The following is an 18,081-nucleotide window of genomic DNA, read 5'->3' on the forward strand; positions in this document are numbered from 1 at the left end:
ATGGCATTCAAAAAATTAATAAATTCTAAATCCTTACTATCGTTTTTCGCTGCGTTTATGCTTATGGGCACTAACCTGGTGAATGCGCAAACACCAGCTGCCGGTACTACCGAAGATGCCCCACAAGTTGATTGGACCGGTGTTTCTTACTATGTGCTTTTATTCTTGCTGATATGTGTTGGTGTAGCTGTAGTAGGTAAAATTTTAAAGATCTACGATCTGACCCTTAAAATTCAAGGCAAAAAAGGCCTTAGGTGGAATAATGTAATGGGCTTTATATGCCTTGTATTCCTGCTTGCAGGTTTATACGGAGCCTACTGGTCATTTACAGTTCAGGGTAGCATGACATTGCCGGAGGCGGCGTCTATTCATGGTGTTAAAATTGATGAGATGTTTACCGTCACTACTATTTTAACCATGATTGTGTTTTTCTTAACACAGATATTATTATTCGGATTTTTATTTAAATACCGTCATTCTGAAAAACGCAGAGCGCATTTTTTACCTCACAATAATACTATCGAAAAGATATGGACTATTGTGCCGGCTATTGTATTAACTATTTTGGTTGTATTTGGCTTTTTCACCTGGCAATCTATTATGGATAACACAGATGCTAAAGGAGAAGTTGCAGCAATAAACGTTGATATCACTGGTCATCAGTTTGCATGGGAGCTACGTTACCCAGGTAAAGATGGTAAATTAGGCCCTAAAGATTTTAAATTAACCACAGCAGCAAACAAACTGGGTGTTGATTTTAAAAAGAAAAGCAGCTTTGATGATTTATCTGCCGATACTATGTACCTGCCGGTTAACAGAGCTGTAAGGTTGAACATACAGGCACAGGATGTTATCCATAGTGTTTATATGCCACACTTCAGGGTTCAGCTTAACGCGGTACCAGGATTACCTACCTTCTTTAAATTTACCCCAACTATTACAACCGCGCAAATGCGCACCCGATTGGACGACCCTAAATTTGACTACTTAGTGTACTGTAACAAAATATGCGGTGGCGGTCACTATAACATGCAAAAAGTTGTGCGTGTAGTTACTGAAGCCGAATACCAGACATGGTTATCACACCAAAAACCTTACTTAACCGATGGTTTAAGGAAGGAATTGCATTTCGCTGCTGCGGAACCGCAACAAACAGTGTCTCAAAATAGGTTAGCGTTAAATAATTAATATAAGATAAAAGAGCGATATGTCAACATTAGCAGTTCACGATCACGGAGTAGCACATCACGACGAACACGGTCACGAACATCACCATAACGAAACTTTCGTGTCTAAATACATATTTAGCATGGATCATAAAATGATCGCCAAGCAATTCCTGATCACAGGTATTACTATGGCGGTTATCGCAATGATATTATCAATACTTTTCAGGATCCAGCTTGCTTATCCTGATAAAACATTCCCTTTGTTGACTACATTACTTGGTCACTTTGCGCCAAACGGACGTATCAGCACGGAATTTTACCTTTCATTGGTTACCATTCATGGTACCATCATGGTATTCTTTGTATTAACCGCCGGTTTGAGCGGTACTTTTGCCAACTTATTAATCCCATTGCAAATAGGTGCACGTGATATGGCTTCGCCATTCATGAACATGCTATCGTACTGGTTCTTCTTTTTGGCCAGTGTGGTTATGTTATCTTCATTCTTTGTTCAAAAAGGCCCTGCAAGTGGTGGTTGGACAATTTATCCGCCGCTATCAGCATTGCCGAAAGCTATGCCGGGATCTGGCGAGGGGATGACCTTGTGGCTTATCAGTATGGTAATGTTTGTTGCTTCATCATTAATGGGTGGTATCAACTACGTAAGTACTGTATTGAACATGCGTACAAAAGGGATGGACCTTTGGAAAATGCCTTTAACTATCTGGGCTTTATTCCTGACCGCTATATTAGGTATCCTTGCTTTCCCTGTATTGGTTGCGGGTGTTGTGTTGTTGATATTTGACCGTAGCTTTGGTACCAGCTTCTACCTGTCTGATATCGTTTTAAATGGTGTTCAGCAGCCTTATGAAGGTGGTAGCCCTATCCTGTTCCAGCATTTATTCTGGTTCCTTGGTCACCCTGAGGTATATATCGTAATTATGCCTGCAATGGGTATCTCATCTGAAGTTATGTCTGTAAACTCACGTAAACCAATTTTTGGTTACCACGCGATGGTTTACTCACTGATAGGTATTACAGTATTATCGTTCATTGTATGGGGTCACCACATGTTTGTAACGGGTATGAATCCGTTCCTGGGTGGCGTGTTTATGATCACTACTTTGATCATCGCGGTTCCATCAGCGGTAAAAACGTTTAACTGGCTGGCAACTTTATGGCGCGGTAACATCAGGTTTACACCTGCGATGTTGTTCGCTATAGGTATGGTGTCATTCTTTATATCTGGTGGTTTAACCGGGATCTTCCTTGGTAATGCCGCGCTTGACATTAACCTGCACGATACTTATTTTGTTGTTGCCCACTTCCACTTAGTAATGGGTTCTGCAGCTATATTTGGTATGCTTGCCGGTGTTTACCATTGGTTCCCTAAGATGTTTGGTAAACTGATGGACGAAAAATTAGGTTACCTGCATTTCTGGTTAACTTTCATTGGTGCTTACCTGGTATTCTTCCCAATGCACTTTATGGGTCTGGATGGTGTACCTCGTCGTTACTATGCATTTACCGAGTTTGCTTCTATGCAAAAATGGTTAACCATCAATACATTTATTACCTGGGCGGCTATTATGGCAGCTTTAGCGCAAGTGGCTTTCATATATAACTTTATCGTATCGATATTTGCCGGTAAGAAAAGTACACAGAATCCATGGGAATCAAACACCCTGGAGTGGACTGCACCAGTTGAGCATATTCACGGCAACTGGCCGGGTGAAATTCCAACTGTTTACCGTTGGCCATATGACTATAGCAAGCCAGGCGCCGAAGAGGATTTTATCCCTCAAACTGTTCCTTTTTCACAAACCATGAGCTCAAATCTTCCTCATGATTTTGAAGATAATCCAGCTGGGTTAGAGGAGCTGAACAAATATACAAGTACGTTGAAGGCCGAAGAAAAAGTAAAATAATCTTAATACTGATCTGATCTTTTAGGGTACCTCTTTAATTTGAAGATTTGAAAATAAGGCAGTTTGAAAATTAATATTTTCAGATCCTCAAATTCTCAAATGTTCAAATTTGAAAAGGGTACCCTAAATTGTTAGAAATATTTAAATGAGCACAACCGCATCTAATAAACGATTTCAAAAAATCAACCTCATAACAATCGTTCTTCTTTTTGTTTTGATACTTGCCGGTGGTGTTGTGCGCAGTTCAGGTTCTGGAATGGGATGCCCGGACTGGCCTAAATGTTTCGGCAGGTATATTCCACCAATAAGCAGTGCCGATCTGCCTAAAGATTACAAGCAAAAATATGTTGATCAGCGTTTAGCCAAAAACCAACGCTTCGCCAAAACACTTGATGTATTTGGTTATAGCGAGCTGGCCAGGCGCATTCGTGAAGATAGGTCAATCCTAATACCGGAAGAATTTAATGCAGGCAGAACCTGGACGGAATATGTCAATCGTTTAATAGGAGCTATATCGGGCATTTTTCTGCTGCTTTCTGCTATATATGGCGTCAGCTACTGGGGTAAAGACAAAAAGATCACGATACTAAGTATACTAAACCTAATACTGGTGGGTTTCCAGGGATGGTTGGGTTCTATAGTAGTATCAACCAATTTGGTGGCATGGATAGTTACCGTGCACATGTTGCTTGCGCTGGCCATATTAGCGTTGTGTATTTATACCTATCATTTGGCAAAAGTTTACGGTAACAGCAAATTGAATACCAGCCCGCTTATATATGTTATTACAGTGGTGACCTTATTGTTAAGCATTCTGCAGATTACTTTTGGTACCGAGGTAAGAGAAAAAATTGACGCGGTGGCAACTCACTTTCAGGGTGGTTATCGCAACAAGTGGGTTGTTAATGCAGGCGAGATATTTGCACATCACCGGGACATGGCCATTTTGGTGTTTATTATCAATATTGTGTTATATGCGTTAATACGCAAGCGTTTTAACCGGCATTCTATCCACCAGCAGTTAATGAGCTTCAACTTTTTGATGATCATGCTGCAAATAGTTACAGGTATATTATTATCATATTCGGCACTGCCGCCGGTTGCACAGGCAGCGCATATTTTATTGGCAAGTTTGATATTCGGAGCACAGTTTTATTTGCTGTTGAATTTGCATCAGTCGGTTAATGTTAGGGGAGTAAGCAAATGAAGTGGAGTGATTTTTCAAAACTGATCAAATTAAGGCTCACCTTTTTGGTGGTGTTTTCGGCCTCTATATCATTTTTGATAGGCAGCAGGGCAAATGGTCATATCGACTGGATAAACTGGGTGAAACTGATTGTAGGGGGATTCTTGGTAACATCAGCGGCCAATGGCTTTAACGAGATTATTGAAAAGGACCTGGATAAGTTAATGAAACGCACCATGGACCGCCCAATTCCGTCAGGAAAAATGACAACGGGGCAAGCCCTGGTTATGAGTTTGGGTATGGGCATGGCTGGTACTTACCTGTTAGGTAGCCTTAACTTGTTAACCGGATTATTATCAGTGTTTTCGATATTGCTATATGCCTTTGCATATACGCCGCTTAAGCGTAAGTCGCCTATAGCGGTATTTGTAGGTGCTATACCAGGTGCGTTACCACCGCTTATTGGTTACGTTGCTGCACAGCAGCATGGTCGCATTGATGAAATAGCGCTCATATTGTTCGCAATTCAGTTTATATGGCAGTTTCCACATTTTTGGGCAATTGCGTGGGTATTGGATGATGATTATAAGCTTGCTGGTTTCAGACTGTTACCTACCGGTAACCGCGATTTAGGAAGTGCGATAATTACGTTTATATTTACATTGATATTGTTGCCAGTTAGCTTATTACCCTATTTTTATCATCATGGTGGTTATTGGGTGGCAGGTGTATCGTTGATATGTAGCTTAGTATTTTTGTACCAGGCGTATGGCTTGTTACGCACGCAGCAGATAGAATCGGCCCGTAAATTGATGTTCGGCTCTTTTATGTATCTGCCCATAGTGCAGTTAATGTTTTTGTTTGATTTTATAGGAAAGTGAAAGTAATGATGGCTTCGATTCAAAAAAACAACGATAGGCTTGATCTGGCTCCCAAAAAATTCAATATGTGGATCTTTATATTCACATCATTTATGTTTTTTGCGGCTTTAACCAGTGGGTTTATTGTTTATAGCGGGGGTAAAGGGCATGGCCTCAATGTAATTATGCCCAGCGCATTTATGTACAGCACTGCAGCTATTATATTAAGCAGTGGTACGTTATTATTGGCCAACAGGGCAGCTAAAGGCTTAAGGTTTGGCGAACAGAAATTGTATTTGTGGTTAACATTGGTGTTGGGTTTGGCTTTTTTTGCCATACAGATCTACGCCTGGTATGTTTTAACTTACAAAATGGGCATCTATTTTACCGATCCTAACGCATCGCGTTCATTTATCTACGCGTTTACAGGTACACATTTAATACACATTATTGCAGCTATATTGCTGTTACTAAATACCCTTTGGGGCACATACAGAAACATTCCGCAGGTAAGAAACATGTTTAAAATGGAAATGACTTCTATTTTTTGGCATTTTCTCGGAATTATATGGATTTATCTGTATGTTTTTTTACTTTTGAACCAAAATTAACACACCATTATTTTAAGTACAAATGAGTACAACAGTATCACAAATTGATGAAGTAAAAACAACTCCGTGGTCAGGAGGGAGATCTCCCTTCAATGTTGAGTACGGGAAAATTATGATGTGGTTCTTTCTCCTATCGGATGCATTTACCTTTTCATCATTGCTTATTTCTTACGGATCATTACGTTTCAGCGCAAGCGTATGGCCAGCGGCAGATAAAGTTTTCCAGTCGGTACCCGGTTTGTTAGATAGCGGTGCGCCGTTAGTTTTCGTGGGTTTAATGACCTTTATCCTGATCATGAGCTCGGTTACCATGGTATTAGCTGTTGAGGCAGGCCATCGTAATGCTAAAAAAGAAGTTTTATGGTGGATGGTAGCTACCATTATCGGAGGCTTTATGTTCTTGGGTTGCCAGGCATTAGAGTGGAGCCACCTGCACCACGAAGGTTTCTGGTGGGGAAGTACACCTGCTTTAGAGGAGCTGGGTAAATTTTTCAACGCTGGCGGTACTGATGCTGCAAGGCATTTAACGGCCCAGGAGTTTGCTAACTTATTCTTTACTATAACAGGTTTCCACGGTTTCCACGTATTTACAGGGGTTATAATCAACATTATTATCACTGTTAACGTGTTAAGAGGTACCTATGAAAAACGCGGTAGCTATTTAATGGTTGAAAAAGTAGGTCTTTACTGGCACTTTGTAGACCTGGTTTGGGTATTTGTGTTTACATTCTTTTACTTAGTTTAAAAAAATTATATATGTCGTCAGAATCACACGAAGTTCATCACGAAGGCGGTGAACACGAAACAATGACCCGGAAGAAGATCTGGAAAGTGTTTTTTATATTATTGGCCATTACCTGTGTTGAATTCGTAATTGCATTGGTGATAGTACCGGGTCATCCGGAGTATCTGAGAGTTGCAAACCCTGTTTATATAGCTTTAACACTGCTTAAAGCATTCTACATTGTTGCTTACTTTATGCACTTAAAGTTTGAGAAGTTGGGTTTGGCATTAGCTATTATCGTTCCAATTATATTTATAATCGGTTTAATCCTGGTACTTACTAACGAGAGCCACCACTGGATTGATCTGAGGGGGTAATGAAAGCTGCCATCTGGAAAAAAATTACAGTCCTGGTGCTCATATTAGCAGTGCCGGGATTTTTGTATTATTTACTAACTGCAAAAGGTAAAAACCGTTACAAGCCACTCAGCTTTTTCGGCCCAAAGGAAGTTGCCAAAACCACGCATAGGTTTCATGGCAAGGATATTCCCGATACCAACTATTTCAAGGTCCCCGACTTTAAGCTCACAGATCAGGATGGCAAATCTTTTACACAAGCCAACCTGAAAGGTAAGATCTTTGTAGCCAGTTTTTTTTATACGCATTGCCCAACGGTATGTACTACTATCAACAAAAATTTGAGCTACCTGGTAGGTACCTACTGGAAAAACAAGATGGTGTATTTTACCTCCATCACTGTTGATCCCGAGCGCGACACCCAGGACGTTTTGAATAAATACCTGCAAAGCTATAAGCCCGAATCAAACCGCTGGGTATTTTTAACCGGCGACACCTCGTCTATCTATAACCTGGCCCGTAAAGGTTTTTTGGTTGATGCAGTGCAGGCGGGTAAGGATGATTTTATTTACAGCGATAAGCTGATACTTATTGATCAGGATAAACACATCAGGGGTTATTACTCGGGTGCCAATACCACCGATGTAAATCGCCTTAACGATGAGATAAAAGTGCTGATAGCCGAAGAGCTGCGTAAAGTTGATAAAGCACTATACTAAGTGATATGACAGATAAATTTATTTTTCGTTTTGTGGCGTCGATTACCGTATTTGTGATACTGGTAGTTGTTGTTTTAAATCGCCACCTTATCCCCGGCCCGGCAGTAGCACCCGCGTTTACGCCATACCTGCCAATGCTGAATGCAGTATTGAACGGTACTTGTTCTGTGCTTTTAATCACATCCCTTTACTTTATTAAGCAAGGGAACATACAAGTTCATAAAAGGCTTAATATTATTACCTTTTGTTTGTCATCTACCTTCCTGGTATCCTACATTCTGTTCCATTACCTGATGCGTAATGATACTTTTTATGGCGATGCTAATTTCGATGGCGTGCTTTCCATTGAGGAACGCGAATCTATAGGTGTATTGCGTACCCTGTACCTGGGTATTTTGATACCCCACATTGTATTAGCAGCGGGAGTGTTACCGCTGATATTACTAAGCTTTTACCGTGGTCTGCAAATGCAGGTGGAAAAGCATCGCAAACTGGTGCGTTGGGCGTTTCCGATATGGTTATTTGTAACGGTGAGCGGTGTAGTGGTATATTTAATGATTAAGCCTTATTACCATTTTTAAGGGGTGATTTTAAGCTCTCCTTAAAACGCTAAGGGGTAAAGGAAAACGAGCTAAATAACTTCTTAAATCTAAGCATAGAATAAACGCGGAGCAGAACACATACAATTCTATTTTTTTATTAATAATTAGTTAAATTTGCAGGTATGAAACGAGTATCAAAAATCATTCTTTTCGTAATGGCCCTTGGGATGCTGGTATGCGTAAGGCAGCCTGTAAAGGCCCAATGCGCTCAATGTGCTGCAACTGTTGAAACGAATACTAAAAGCGGCGGTAACGCAGCTAAAGGCCTAAATAAAGGCATCCTGTTTCTTTTAGGCGCACCTTACTTTGCTGTTGCCGCTGCAGGGTATATCTGGTACAAGAAATACCGTCGTAAAAATGTTAGCCTTAACATGCGCGATGAAAAGCTTAACCTTAACTAAGTAATTATATAATCCTCTTATTTTCATGCCGGAAACATCAAAGTCATGGGCAATGCTTCATTGTAAATGCCCGCGGTGCCGTCGTGGTGATATGTTTCAGGGAGGCCCCTACAGCTTTTCAAATAAAATAAACCTCAACTGCCCGCATTGTAATATGCATTTTGAGATTGAGCCGGGGTATTTTTACGCGGCCATGTATGTAAGCTATGCACTTAACGTGGGCGAAGCATTGGGCCTGGCCTGGCTTACTTATTTAGTTACGCATAATTCCGATTCGCCATGGTTGTATCTTAGTGTAATAATTTTAGGCTGCCTTGTACTTGCACCTATAAATTTCAGATATTCGCGTGTGCTTTTGTTATATTGGTTATCGCCCAAAATACATTACCAGGCCTATTTAGATACTGATGATATACCAGCAAAGTCTTGAATTTTTAAATGATCTGGCTCAAAACAACAACCGCGAATGGTTTTTGGCCAATAAAGAACGTTACGATGCTGCCCGTGAAAATGTAATTGATTTTACAGGCCAGCTACTTGTAAAACTGCAAAAGATCGATCCCGCTATTGATGAAAGCATGGATCCTAAAAAACGTGTGATGCGCATTTATCGCGATATTCGTTTCAGCAAAAATAAAACTCCCTATAAAAATAATTTTGGTGTAAGTATACCTTCTGCTGGTTTAAAAAGCGGCAGTGTGGAGTTCTATTTACAGATTTCGCCGGGAAATTCGTTTATTGGGGGAGGCTATTGGATGCCCGAAGCCCCTCACCTTAAAGCCATCCGCCAGGAAATTGATTACAACGCATCCGAACTGAAGCAGATCATTGATGATAAAAAGTTTGTTGAGCTTTTTGGCGATTTCAGGAAGCAGGAGCAATTAAAATCTGTACCAAGAGAATATAGCGCCGAAAATGAAAATATCGACCTGCTGAAGCTGAAAAGCTTTGTGGGCTGGCATAAAATTAGCGATGAGGAAATTATGAAAGATGGTGCCGTACAGCTTGTAGCTGATATGTGCAGCAAGATTTACCCGCTGAATGTTTTTTTGAAAAACGCGCTTGCATAGCAATTACTTGAAAAATAACCACATGAAAACTAAATATTTATTATTAGCCGCGGCTTTTTGCATTGCCATTAGTTCATGCAAAATATTATCTCCTAAGGAGTACAGATCATTAGTAGCGCAGCGCGATTCATTAAATACCCGTACGGGAACTTTAGAATCACAGCTGGCACAATTGCAGAGCGATACCACCCGCCTGCACCGCCAGATTGCCGACTTGCTGAACAACAACAGCGCCCTTACCAATAACCTGGATGTTACATCAACCAAGGCAAACCAGCTGGCTGCCGACCTGCAAAAGCGCGAAGCCCGTTTAAAAGAGGTTGAAGCTATTTTGAAAAAACGAGATGAAGCTACTAATGCATTGAAGAATAAACTACAGCAAGCGTTGCTGGGTTTCCAGGCAAGCGGGTTAACAGTTGATATCCGTAACGGAAAAGTATATGTTTCGCTTACCGATAAGCTGTTGTTTCCATCGGGCAGTATTGTAATTGATGATAAAGGTAAACAAGCCCTGAAACAACTGGCAGAGGTATTAAATAAAGAACCGGATATCAACATGGCAGTTGAAGGCCATACCGATGATAAAAAGGTAAAAAACCTGGGCCAAATAAAAGACAACTGGGACCTGAGTGTACTGCGGGCAACATCAGTAACCCGTTACCTCACTGAAGTTGAAATGGTTGATCCGCACAGATTAACAGCTACTGGCAAAGGCGAGTTTCAGCCTATAGACAGCGCCGGCACAGATGACGCCAGAACCAGAAACAGAAGGATAGAGATTGTGCTTAGTCCTAAGCTCGATGAGTTGTATAACCTCATATCTAAATAATAGAAAAAGCTCCCGGCGTGTGTTCGGGAGCTTTTTTATTATGCAACTCCCGCGAACTTGCAGTTCGTGGGGTGTATAGTTTCAGCTTTCAGTTGAACAGTAAGCTAAAAGCTTACACCATGCCAGCCACGAGTTACGCTAATGCTAACCTCACGGGAGTTGATAAAAATGATAGCTACTCCACTTCTTCCATCACCGTATTAAATATCACAAACTTTTCATCAAACTTTTGCTGATGAGCTGCCTGGATTTTGTGCAGGTGATTCATATAGTATTGCTGAAATTGTTCGATGCTATCCGCATGGTATTGGATGCAATAGGTAACGCCTTCGTTTGGCGAATCAATAACAGTTAAAATCCGGTGTGAGCTAAAAAGCCCGGTAGCCATTACTGCTGGTATGTGAATGGTTTTCATATAATGAAGCCATTCTTCCTGGATAGCTTCATCCAGTATTATAGTATCGTTGTATACAATCATGATATTGCAAAAATAGGTATTTAAAGTTGATTAGGTGAGTGGTTGATAATGTGATTGGTTGAAGGATTAACTTAACGAATATACGATTGACTTACGGCGCTTAAAAACTACTCACTACTCACCCAATCAACCACTCACCACCGCTATGAATCCGCTTTATCGCCCCTTAATAGCCTGAAACGCTTACGGGCTTCGTTGATCCAGAGACTGCCGGGATAATCAGTGATGATTTTTTGGTACCAGGCTTTGGCATTGTTTTTATCATCAAGGTGGTTCTCGTAAATATCGCCCAGCATAAAAACGGCATCATCGGCCCATAGTTCTGTTGGATGGTCGGCGAAGATCTTTTTAAGCAGCGGAACAGCATCGGTATAGTTTTTTTGCTGGATAAGGATGCGCGATTTTGCCATCAGAATATCATCGCTAAGGCTATTTCCCGGAAATTTTTTGTCGATGCTATCAAGTGCCAGCAGGGCTTTGGCAGGTTGCTCGGCGAAGATCTGCAAATCGGAACGGGCGTAGATTTTAAGGGCTGCACCAGAACTGTCTGCAGCGGTATTGTCATTAATGAGTAGCAGTAAATTAAGGGCGTCGTTGGCTATCAGTTGTGATGTAGCGGCTTTTAATACATCCAATTGACCCTTTGCCCAGGTAAAATCGCCCGAATAATAGGCCAGCTTAGCATTCCGGAATTTGGCATCCTGTGCAATGGCCGTATTCGGAAAATCCTTTTCAACCTGGCTGTATAAAAGGGTTGCTTCCCATGGCAGGTTGTTTAACAGGTAAACATCACCGAGATCAAGTTTGCATGAAGCCAGCAAATCGGTGCGGATATTGGGGATGGTTATCGCGCTTTCCAGTAATTTTTGCGCTTCGGTAATTTTATGCAGTTTAAAAGCCTGCAGGGCGGCCAGTTTCTGCATCGCAAAAACAGTATTGTTGTTTCGGCCAAACTCGGTAAGCAGGGCTATATAGTCCTGTTCCAGTCCCAATAGGTCTGCAGGGAGGTATTTTCCTGCAGTGATCTTTTGGTTTTTGGTATTGATAAGCTCAATTTTAGCAGGAATATACAACGGGTTGCTTGCTCCCTTTGCAATAATATATTCATACCCGCGAATAGCGGCGTCATAGGCCTCGTTGGCGTTAAGGGTGCGGCACAGTTCATAAATACTGTTTCCATCATCATTTTGCCGCCTGCTAAGCGCCAGGGCCTGGTTAAGTGCCAGGTCATACTCCTTTTGCTGCATGTACTGCCAGGAAAGCAGCTCGGCGTACATCGTTTGCTGCGGATCTTTTTGTATGCGTCTTAGCAGGGCGGTTTTAAGTAAATCATAATCGGTATCCCCTTCAAATATGGTGGCAAAGGTGGTTTCGGCCTGGGTAATAAAGTTGGGGTTAGCTGGCAAAAAGTTAAGATACTCTTCGGTAAGGGATATTTTATCCCGTTTAAAACGGTAAAGATTTATCAGTTCATAAGTAAATGCTTCATCGCTTTTGAGCAGTTTGCGGCCCTGTAAAAATATTTTTATGGCGTAATCAATATTAGCGTTCTGATAAAACTGGTTAGCCAGGCTGGCAATTTCCATCTGATCGGCCGGCAGGTTTTTCAGCATATCATCGTAAATTGTATTGGCTTTATCCAAATTGCCTTGCTGGGTATAAATGGTGCCCAGTGTTATTTGGTATTCATTAACATTGGGATGCTTGCGTACAAGTTTGCGTGCAACGCTTTCGGCCTCGTCAAATTTTTTGAGACTAAGCAGGGTGTTTATGTAATAGGAGTAATAGGTTTCGTTATTTTGCTTGTATAGCTTCTGGTAAATTTCAAGCGCTTTTTGAGGTTCGCCATTAGCATTATATTGCGCAGCAAGCTGCAGTTCGTTGTTCTGCGCAAACAGCGTGGCCGAGCCAAACAAAACAAAAATAACAATTGCAAATAAACACCTCATCTATTCAAAAATAGGGAATTAATGTATATAACATAGCCGTTTTTGCTTAATATTCATATAATGATTCACCGGGTAAAATTGTAGTGACATCTTGATATCGTCAACTTATTTTATCTAATTTGACCTGATTAATAAAATAGGTTAAAACAAATATGTTGGGCCGGTTAAAGATTTTTCTGTTTATTGGTGTAATTACCGTTATATGTTCCTGCAAAGATCATGTAAAGCAGATTCCTATTGTTGATTTTTTTAAAACGCCCGAGAAAAGCTTCTTCAGAATATCACCTGATGGTAAGTACGTATCTTATTTAAAACCTTACAAGGATAAGCAAAACCTGTTTATCCAATCGCTGGCAGATGGTACTGAACATATGGAAACCTCATTTGAGGATTACCCGGTACGTAATGATTATTTTTGGACCTATAATAACCAACTTGTATTTAACCAGGATATTGTAGCAAATGATGGTTTTATCATGTACGCGCTTGATGTATCAACACATAAAGTACGCACCATACTATCGCTGGAAAAAGTGAGGGTAAACCTGGTTAACCGCAACAGGCAGCAGCCAGACCTGATTACCATAAAGATGAATAAGCGCGACCCGGCTAATTTTGACGTGTACCGGCTTAATATTAAAACCGGTGTGCTTACCCCTTACCTGGTTAACCCGGGTAATATAACAGAGTGGTTTCCGGATGCTGATGGAAAGATCCGCCTGGTTAAAGCATCAGATGGGGTTGACGAAGCCATTTTATACCGCCCTGATGATGCTACCCCTTTTAAACCTATCATTCAAAATAATTTTAAAAACTCGGTAAGGCCTATTGCTTTTACGGGGGTAAAAAACAATTTCTATGCGCTATCAAACGTTAATCGTGATAAAGTGGCCCTTGTTGAAATTAACGCGGAAGATGGGAAGGAGCAAAAAACTATTTTTAGTTGCAACAAAGCCGATGTAACGTATGTGGAGTATTCTAAAAACAAGCATCGTGTTGAGTTCATCAGCTGGGAAGAAGCCAAGCCCCGTAAGCATTTTTTGGTGCCCGATATTGAACATACTTATTACAACCTGCAACAACAACTAAAAGGCTACGAAATTAAGGTGGTTGACCGGGATAGCTCGGAGAACAGGTTTATATTGAACACTTATACCGACCGTAACCCCGGTTCCTATTACCTATACGAAAAAACTACCGGTAAATTAACAAAACTGGGTGATATCAACTCGTCGCTGGTACCTGATGAGCTTTGTGCCATGCAGCCTATATCATACAAGGCAAGAGATGGGCTCACCATTAATGGTTATTTAACCATGCCGTTAGGTAATAAAAAAACTAACTTACCTGTAGTGGTGATGCCGCATGATGGCCCCTGGGCGCGTGATTCATGGGGGTATGACGAGCAGGTGCAGTTTTTGGCTAACCGCGGCTATGCCGTTTTCCAGGTTAATTACCGCGGATCAACCGGGTATGGTAAGGCTTTCAGGAGTGCCGGCTATAAGCAGGTAGGAGGTAAGATACAGGATGATATAACCGATGGTGTACACTGGCTTATAAACAAAAAGATAGCAAACCCTAAAAAAATTGCCATTTTTGGCGGTCGTTTTGGTGGCTTCTCTGCTTTGTACGGCGTATCCTTCCACCCGGAATTATATAGCTGCGCGGTTGTACAGTATGGGCTGATCAATTTTTTTACTTACATTAAAGATGCCCCGCCGTTTTTTAAACCCTATTTAAAAATGACCTATGAAATGGTTGGTAACCCTGAAACGGATGCCGATCAGTTTAGAGCTATTTCTCCGGTTTTTCATACGGATAAGATAAAAGTGCCGTTAATTATTTTCCAGGGGGCTAAAGATCAGCGGGCCAACATCAGCGAACTGAACCAATTTGTACGCGAATTGCGTAAGCACGATGTAGATGTGAAGTATTTTTTAAAGCCTAATGAACGCGCTTTCTTTAGGAGCGAGCGTAACCGCCTTGAAATGTACACCGAAATAGAAAAATTCCTGGATTATAATATGAGGGTTAAACCATAGTGTTTATGCCGGCACAAAAACATGTTTACCGCAAAAACTTTTCGCTGATCATCATTTTCCTGGTGCTCATATCCATAACTTTTGTTGTCGCGCTTTTTATATCTTATAACCTTACATCAAAATATGTTGAAAATGAGTTTGCTTCAAAAAAGATTGAGGTATTGGAGCAAACCATTAAACCCTACAATGACTTTTTTCAGAATAAAATACCCGAAATAACATCCTACCAGGGCTTCCTTGATTCGGCATCGGCGGCTAAGTATGCAGCATCTGTTTTTCATGATTATGGTTTTGTAAAAAGAGTGGTATTTTATGATGCACTCATCGGCGGGCATTCGGCGCCAATATCAATCCAAAGAAATAGCCTGAAGATTTCGCTAAAGGGTACTTACCTGTATGGTCATAAAAAGGGTAAAATATGGGGAGCAAAGCAGCTACGCCCTGCCGATGAATCTGATTTTAGGGAGATGGCAGCCAAGTTGAGCAATTATATTGCTTTTTCTGATACCACCCGTGTATCAACCCAGGATGAGTTGTACAAAACATTTTGGGATGTTAAACCTAATAAAATAACGTATACCAATATTTTACGCCGGCAGGATGTTAAGGTTTACCGCGAATTGCAGCAACGCGATATGCTATCAGAGTCATATAAGCAAAACATGATGACTTTTTATCTTGATCCTTTTTTGCTCAAGGTAAAAAATACTCATCATGAGCTTTATCAAAGCGTATCTATACAACCTGTGGTATACGATCCTATTGATAGCGATGGGAATAAGTTGATAACCGAGGTATCGTTCCCCGGCGCTTTTTCTGATTATAAATTGTTTTTTAGTTCGGAACAGGGATACCTCAGCAGCGAGACAAACCGCCGGTTTATGCCCATTGGGGCTGCCGTGTTATTAATAACGCTTTTTTTGGTGTTAATAGGCTGGCTCATTTATCGTAACCTTAATGTGAACCTTAAACTGTTTAAACTGCAGTATGATTTTATTAACAATTTTACACATGAGTTTAAAACGCCGGTTAGCGTTATAAAAATTGCGGGCTCAAACCTGAGGGGCGATGGTGAGCTCACCGAGCGGCAGCGCAAGCACTATGGTAAAATTTTGGATGAGGAAGCAGATAAACTAAACGATTTGATGAATAAGTTGTTATCATTCACCCAACTCGAAAATAAGTCTATCAATATTAAAAAAGAAAAAATTGTTATTGATGATTTTGTGAGCCGTTATATTGCTACTTTTAAAATTAAATACCCTGATTTTAAACTAAAATATAAAATTGATGGGGTACATGATTTTTATACCGATCCGGTGCTTTTGGGCAGTGTATTTCAAAATTTGATAGAGAACGCTTATAAATATTCGCATCCTAAGCAAAAGGAACTTAATATAAACATAACGCAGAAAAAGGGAAAGATAGTGTTTGCCTTTATTGACAGGGGCATAGGTATTCCTAAAAATGAACAGAGTAACGTATTTAAAAAGTTTTACAGAATTGAGAACCAATATAACCAAAACGGGAGCGTAGGTTTGGGTTTGGCATTTTGTAAAGAGCTGGTTAATTTTATGAACGGAGAGATTGTGGTTAACAGTAAAATTAATGAGGGTTCTGAATTTATAGTCACGCTTCCAAACGAAAATTAAATTATGAACAAAGAAATTAAGATTGCGCTGGTTGAAGATGATGAAAACCTGCGTTTCCTGGTTGCAGAGCGCTTGCAAACCGAGGGGTATAAGGTTTTGGAAGCCGATAACGGCGACGATGCGGAAGTTATGATACTGGCCGAGCAGCCCGATATTGTGCTGCTTGATTGGATGCTGCCCGGCAAACCGGGCTCTGAGGTTTGTGGTAACATCAGGGAAAAGGGGTATGATAAGCTGGTGATATTAATGACCGCCAAGGCACAGGATGTTGACAAAATTGAAGCCTACAACTTTGGGGTATCTGATTATATTACCAAGCCTTTTAACATGGATGTGCTGGTAGCGTTGATTGATAACAAGATCAAGTTTAGCCTGAATAGTGAAAAGGCAGAATCATACAAGTTTGCCAACATGGAGCATTTGCCCAATACCCACCTATTGATCAGGGATGGCCGCAAAATTGAACTCACCATATTGGAGAACCGGATATTACTTTACTTTTTGAAAAACAAGAACAAGGTAATTAACCGCGAAGAACTAATGATGGAAGTTTGGGGCTACAACGCCGATGTAAACACCCGCACCCTGGATATGCACATTGTTCGCCTCCGCAAAAAGATAGAAACCAACGCCGATTCGCCGCAGTATTTACAAACTGTAAGAGGGATAGGATATAAATTTGTGTATACTCAGTAAAAAAGGTTTTTCTGGTCATTACAACGACCAGAAAAACCTTTTTTGTCATCCTGAACGCAGTGAAGGATCTATTATTCGCCATGCTTCTTCGCCCTGTACAGTCTGCTAACAGATCCTTCACTGCGTTCAGGATGACAAACGGAGGTAAAATTCTCCAGATTTTGCGCCAATGGCAATTATATTGAGCTTATTGCTTCTTATACACCCTTGCCACTATAAAATCATTAAAAAACAGCTTTTCATCTAAAATCTCGTAGCTATTCAAAGCAAAGCAACGATCAATCTCCGGTAGTTTACCGGCCTCAATGCCGCATATGGTTCTAAAAAAGAGGAACATGCTTTTAAGCAAAACTTCCTGCCACCATTTACCAGTTAGCTGAAAATCGCAATTAAGCCATAGCCCATTCGATTTTAATAATGGATGGATATGATCAAATACAGTTTTTAAAGTTTGTTCTACAAAATTATCGAATAAAAAAGGGGTGATGGCGACATCAAATTGTTGCGCGATATTTACGTTTTCGACGGCGTCATTTATAAAAACTACCTTATTGCCATTGGTGTTTCTTTTTCGGGATAATGCCATCATGTCCGCAGCTACTTCTACATACGTAATTTGTAAGCCGGAGGGCTGAAGTTTTGTGAGTTCATCCAGTATCCAGCCGGTGCCGCCGCCAACTATAAGGATGTTGCTGCCAGGTTTTATAAAACTGATTAAATAAAGCTGTGCCTTTATAATGGCTTTACCATACACCAACCGCGAAAGGCCATCATAAAACCAGGCGGAATTATTAAAGCTGGCCGCCATA

General features: G+C 40.8%; 19 protein-coding genes. 16 read left to right on the forward strand and 3 right to left on the reverse strand.

Going from position 1 to position 18,081, the window contains the following annotated elements:
* The 13 genes from Q0R88_RS14960 (at position 1) to Q0R88_RS15020 (ending at position 10,455) form a co-directional block, all read left to right on the forward strand.
* Positions 1-1,188 carry a cytochrome c oxidase subunit II gene (locus tag Q0R88_RS14960; protein ID WP_295717439.1) on the forward strand — a complete coding sequence of 396 codons (1,188 nt, stop codon included), beginning with the start codon at positions 1-3 and terminating at the stop codon, positions 1,186-1,188.
* 19 nt (positions 1,189-1,207) lie between these two features.
* Positions 1,208-3,097 carry a cbb3-type cytochrome c oxidase subunit I gene (locus tag Q0R88_RS14965; RefSeq protein WP_295717443.1) on the forward strand — a complete coding sequence of 630 codons (1,890 nt, stop codon included), beginning with the start codon at positions 1,208-1,210 and terminating at the stop codon, positions 3,095-3,097.
* Positions 3,098-3,242: 145 nt separating this feature from the next.
* Complete coding sequence (locus Q0R88_RS14970; protein ID WP_295717446.1) at positions 3,243-4,304, forward strand: COX15/CtaA family protein; 1,062 nt, start codon at positions 3,243-3,245, stop codon at positions 4,302-4,304.
* Positions 4,301-5,164: a heme o synthase gene (cyoE, locus tag Q0R88_RS14975; RefSeq protein WP_295717449.1), complete on the forward strand. Its 864-nt coding sequence runs from the start codon at positions 4,301-4,303 to the stop codon at positions 5,162-5,164. The genes Q0R88_RS14970 and cyoE overlap by 4 nt, the downstream gene beginning before the upstream one ends.
* A gap of 5 nt (positions 5,165-5,169) precedes the next feature.
* Entirely contained in the window at positions 5,170-5,754 is a 585-nt protein-coding gene (locus Q0R88_RS14980; protein ID WP_295717453.1) for a cytochrome c oxidase subunit 3, read from the forward strand.
* A gap of 22 nt (positions 5,755-5,776) precedes the next feature.
* The gene (locus Q0R88_RS14985; RefSeq protein ID WP_295717455.1) at positions 5,777-6,499 is read left to right on the forward strand and encodes a cytochrome c oxidase subunit 3; all 723 of its coding nucleotides are present in this window, start codon (positions 5,777-5,779) and stop codon (positions 6,497-6,499) included.
* 11 nt (positions 6,500-6,510) lie between these two features.
* Entirely contained in the window at positions 6,511-6,855 is a 345-nt protein-coding gene (locus tag Q0R88_RS14990) for a cytochrome C oxidase subunit IV family protein (protein WP_295717457.1), read from the forward strand.
* Entirely contained in the window at positions 6,855-7,553 is a 699-nt protein-coding gene (locus Q0R88_RS14995; protein WP_295717459.1) for an SCO family protein, read from the forward strand. Before Q0R88_RS14990 ends, Q0R88_RS14995 begins: the two co-directional genes overlap by 1 nt.
* Positions 7,554-7,558: 5 nt before the next feature.
* On the forward strand, positions 7,559-8,134 hold the full coding sequence (locus Q0R88_RS15000; protein ID WP_295717461.1) for a DUF420 domain-containing protein: 576 nt from the start codon (positions 7,559-7,561) through the stop codon (positions 8,132-8,134).
* A 143-nt stretch (positions 8,135-8,277) separates the two neighbouring features.
* Complete coding sequence (locus Q0R88_RS15005; protein ID WP_295717464.1) at positions 8,278-8,556, forward strand: hypothetical protein; 279 nt, start codon at positions 8,278-8,280, stop codon at positions 8,554-8,556.
* A 154-nt stretch (positions 8,557-8,710) separates the two neighbouring features.
* On the forward strand, positions 8,711-8,986 hold the full coding sequence (locus tag Q0R88_RS15010) for a hypothetical protein (protein ID WP_366087363.1): 276 nt from the start codon (positions 8,711-8,713) through the stop codon (positions 8,984-8,986).
* On the forward strand, positions 8,964-9,626 hold the full coding sequence (locus tag Q0R88_RS15015) for a DUF2461 domain-containing protein (RefSeq protein ID WP_295717468.1): 663 nt from the start codon (positions 8,964-8,966) through the stop codon (positions 9,624-9,626). The genes Q0R88_RS15010 and Q0R88_RS15015 overlap by 23 nt, the downstream gene beginning before the upstream one ends.
* A 22-nt stretch (positions 9,627-9,648) precedes the next feature.
* Positions 9,649-10,455, forward strand: a complete 807-nt coding sequence (locus tag Q0R88_RS15020; protein WP_295717470.1) for an OmpA family protein — start codon at positions 9,649-9,651, stop codon at positions 10,453-10,455.
* Between the two features lie 175 nt (positions 10,456-10,630).
* Here the strand turns inward: Q0R88_RS15020 and Q0R88_RS15025 are convergent, their stop codons facing one another.
* On the reverse strand, positions 10,631-10,933 hold the full coding sequence (locus tag Q0R88_RS15025) for a DUF4286 family protein (RefSeq protein WP_295717473.1): 303 nt from the start codon (positions 10,931-10,933) through the stop codon (positions 10,631-10,633).
* A gap of 143 nt (positions 10,934-11,076) precedes the next feature.
* On the reverse strand, positions 11,077-12,882 hold the full coding sequence (locus Q0R88_RS15030; RefSeq protein ID WP_295717475.1) for a tetratricopeptide repeat protein: 1,806 nt from the start codon (positions 12,880-12,882) through the stop codon (positions 11,077-11,079).
* Positions 12,883-13,034: 152 nt separating this feature from the next.
* On the opposite strand from Q0R88_RS15030, the gene Q0R88_RS15035 reads away from it, so the two are divergent.
* From Q0R88_RS15035 to Q0R88_RS15045, 3 genes are read left to right on the forward strand one after another with little or no spacing between them, the layout of a single operon-like run.
* Positions 13,035-14,924, forward strand: coding sequence for a prolyl oligopeptidase family serine peptidase (locus Q0R88_RS15035; protein WP_295717477.1), 1,890 nt, complete (start codon positions 13,035-13,037; stop codon positions 14,922-14,924).
* Between the two features lie 5 nt (positions 14,925-14,929).
* Positions 14,930-16,576, forward strand: coding sequence for a HAMP domain-containing sensor histidine kinase (locus Q0R88_RS15040; RefSeq protein WP_295717481.1), 1,647 nt, complete (start codon positions 14,930-14,932; stop codon positions 16,574-16,576).
* A gap of 3 nt (positions 16,577-16,579) precedes the next feature.
* Entirely contained in the window at positions 16,580-17,272 is a 693-nt protein-coding gene (locus tag Q0R88_RS15045) for a response regulator transcription factor (RefSeq protein ID WP_295717483.1), read from the forward strand.
* Between the two features lie 187 nt (positions 17,273-17,459).
* On the opposite strand, the gene Q0R88_RS15050 is transcribed toward Q0R88_RS15045, so the two are convergent.
* A complete protein-coding gene (locus tag Q0R88_RS15050) occupies positions 17,460-18,080 on the reverse strand; it encodes a class I SAM-dependent methyltransferase (RefSeq protein ID WP_295717484.1) in 621 nt (206 codons plus the stop codon).
* Between the last annotated feature and the right edge of the window lies 1 nt (position 18,081).

Origin of the sequence: Mucilaginibacter sp. (genome assembly GCF_025362475.1) — a bacterium.
Lineage (GTDB): Bacteria > Bacteroidota > Bacteroidia > Sphingobacteriales > Sphingobacteriaceae > Mucilaginibacter.

Coding starts and splice junctions, on each gene's coding strand:
- Q0R88_RS14960 (WP_295717439.1), top strand. CDS start 1: ATGGCATTCAAAAAATTAATAAATTCTAAATCCTTACTATCGTTTTTC.
- Q0R88_RS14985 (WP_295717455.1), top strand. CDS start 5,777: ATGAGTACAACAGTATCACAAATTGATGAAGTAAAAACAACTCCGTGG.
- Q0R88_RS15005 (WP_295717464.1), top strand. CDS start 8,278: ATGAAACGAGTATCAAAAATCATTCTTTTCGTAATGGCCCTTGGGATG.
- Q0R88_RS15010 (WP_366087363.1), top strand. CDS start 8,711: ATGCATTTTGAGATTGAGCCGGGGTATTTTTACGCGGCCATGTATGTA.
- cyoE (WP_295717449.1), top strand. CDS start 4,301: ATGAAGTGGAGTGATTTTTCAAAACTGATCAAATTAAGGCTCACCTTT.
- Q0R88_RS14995 (WP_295717459.1), top strand. CDS start 6,855: ATGAAAGCTGCCATCTGGAAAAAAATTACAGTCCTGGTGCTCATATTA.
- Q0R88_RS15040 (WP_295717481.1), top strand. CDS start 14,930: ATGCCGGCACAAAAACATGTTTACCGCAAAAACTTTTCGCTGATCATC.
- Q0R88_RS15025 (WP_295717473.1), bottom strand. CDS start 10,933: ATGATTGTATACAACGATACTATAATACTGGATGAAGCTATCCAGGAA.
- Q0R88_RS15000 (WP_295717461.1), top strand. CDS start 7,559: ATGACAGATAAATTTATTTTTCGTTTTGTGGCGTCGATTACCGTATTT.
- Q0R88_RS14970 (WP_295717446.1), top strand. CDS start 3,243: ATGAGCACAACCGCATCTAATAAACGATTTCAAAAAATCAACCTCATA.
- Q0R88_RS15020 (WP_295717470.1), top strand. CDS start 9,649: ATGAAAACTAAATATTTATTATTAGCCGCGGCTTTTTGCATTGCCATT.
- Q0R88_RS15015 (WP_295717468.1), top strand. CDS start 8,964: ATGATATACCAGCAAAGTCTTGAATTTTTAAATGATCTGGCTCAAAAC.
- Q0R88_RS15030 (WP_295717475.1), bottom strand. CDS start 12,882: ATGAGGTGTTTATTTGCAATTGTTATTTTTGTTTTGTTTGGCTCGGCC.
- Q0R88_RS15050 (WP_295717484.1), bottom strand. CDS start 18,080: ATGGCGGCCAGCTTTAATAATTCCGCCTGGTTTTATGATGGCCTTTCG.
- Q0R88_RS15035 (WP_295717477.1), top strand. CDS start 13,035: ATGTTGGGCCGGTTAAAGATTTTTCTGTTTATTGGTGTAATTACCGTT.
- Q0R88_RS14980 (WP_295717453.1), top strand. CDS start 5,170: ATGATGGCTTCGATTCAAAAAAACAACGATAGGCTTGATCTGGCTCCC.
- Q0R88_RS15045 (WP_295717483.1), top strand. CDS start 16,580: ATGAACAAAGAAATTAAGATTGCGCTGGTTGAAGATGATGAAAACCTG.
- Q0R88_RS14990 (WP_295717457.1), top strand. CDS start 6,511: ATGTCGTCAGAATCACACGAAGTTCATCACGAAGGCGGTGAACACGAA.
- Q0R88_RS14965 (WP_295717443.1), top strand. CDS start 1,208: ATGTCAACATTAGCAGTTCACGATCACGGAGTAGCACATCACGACGAA.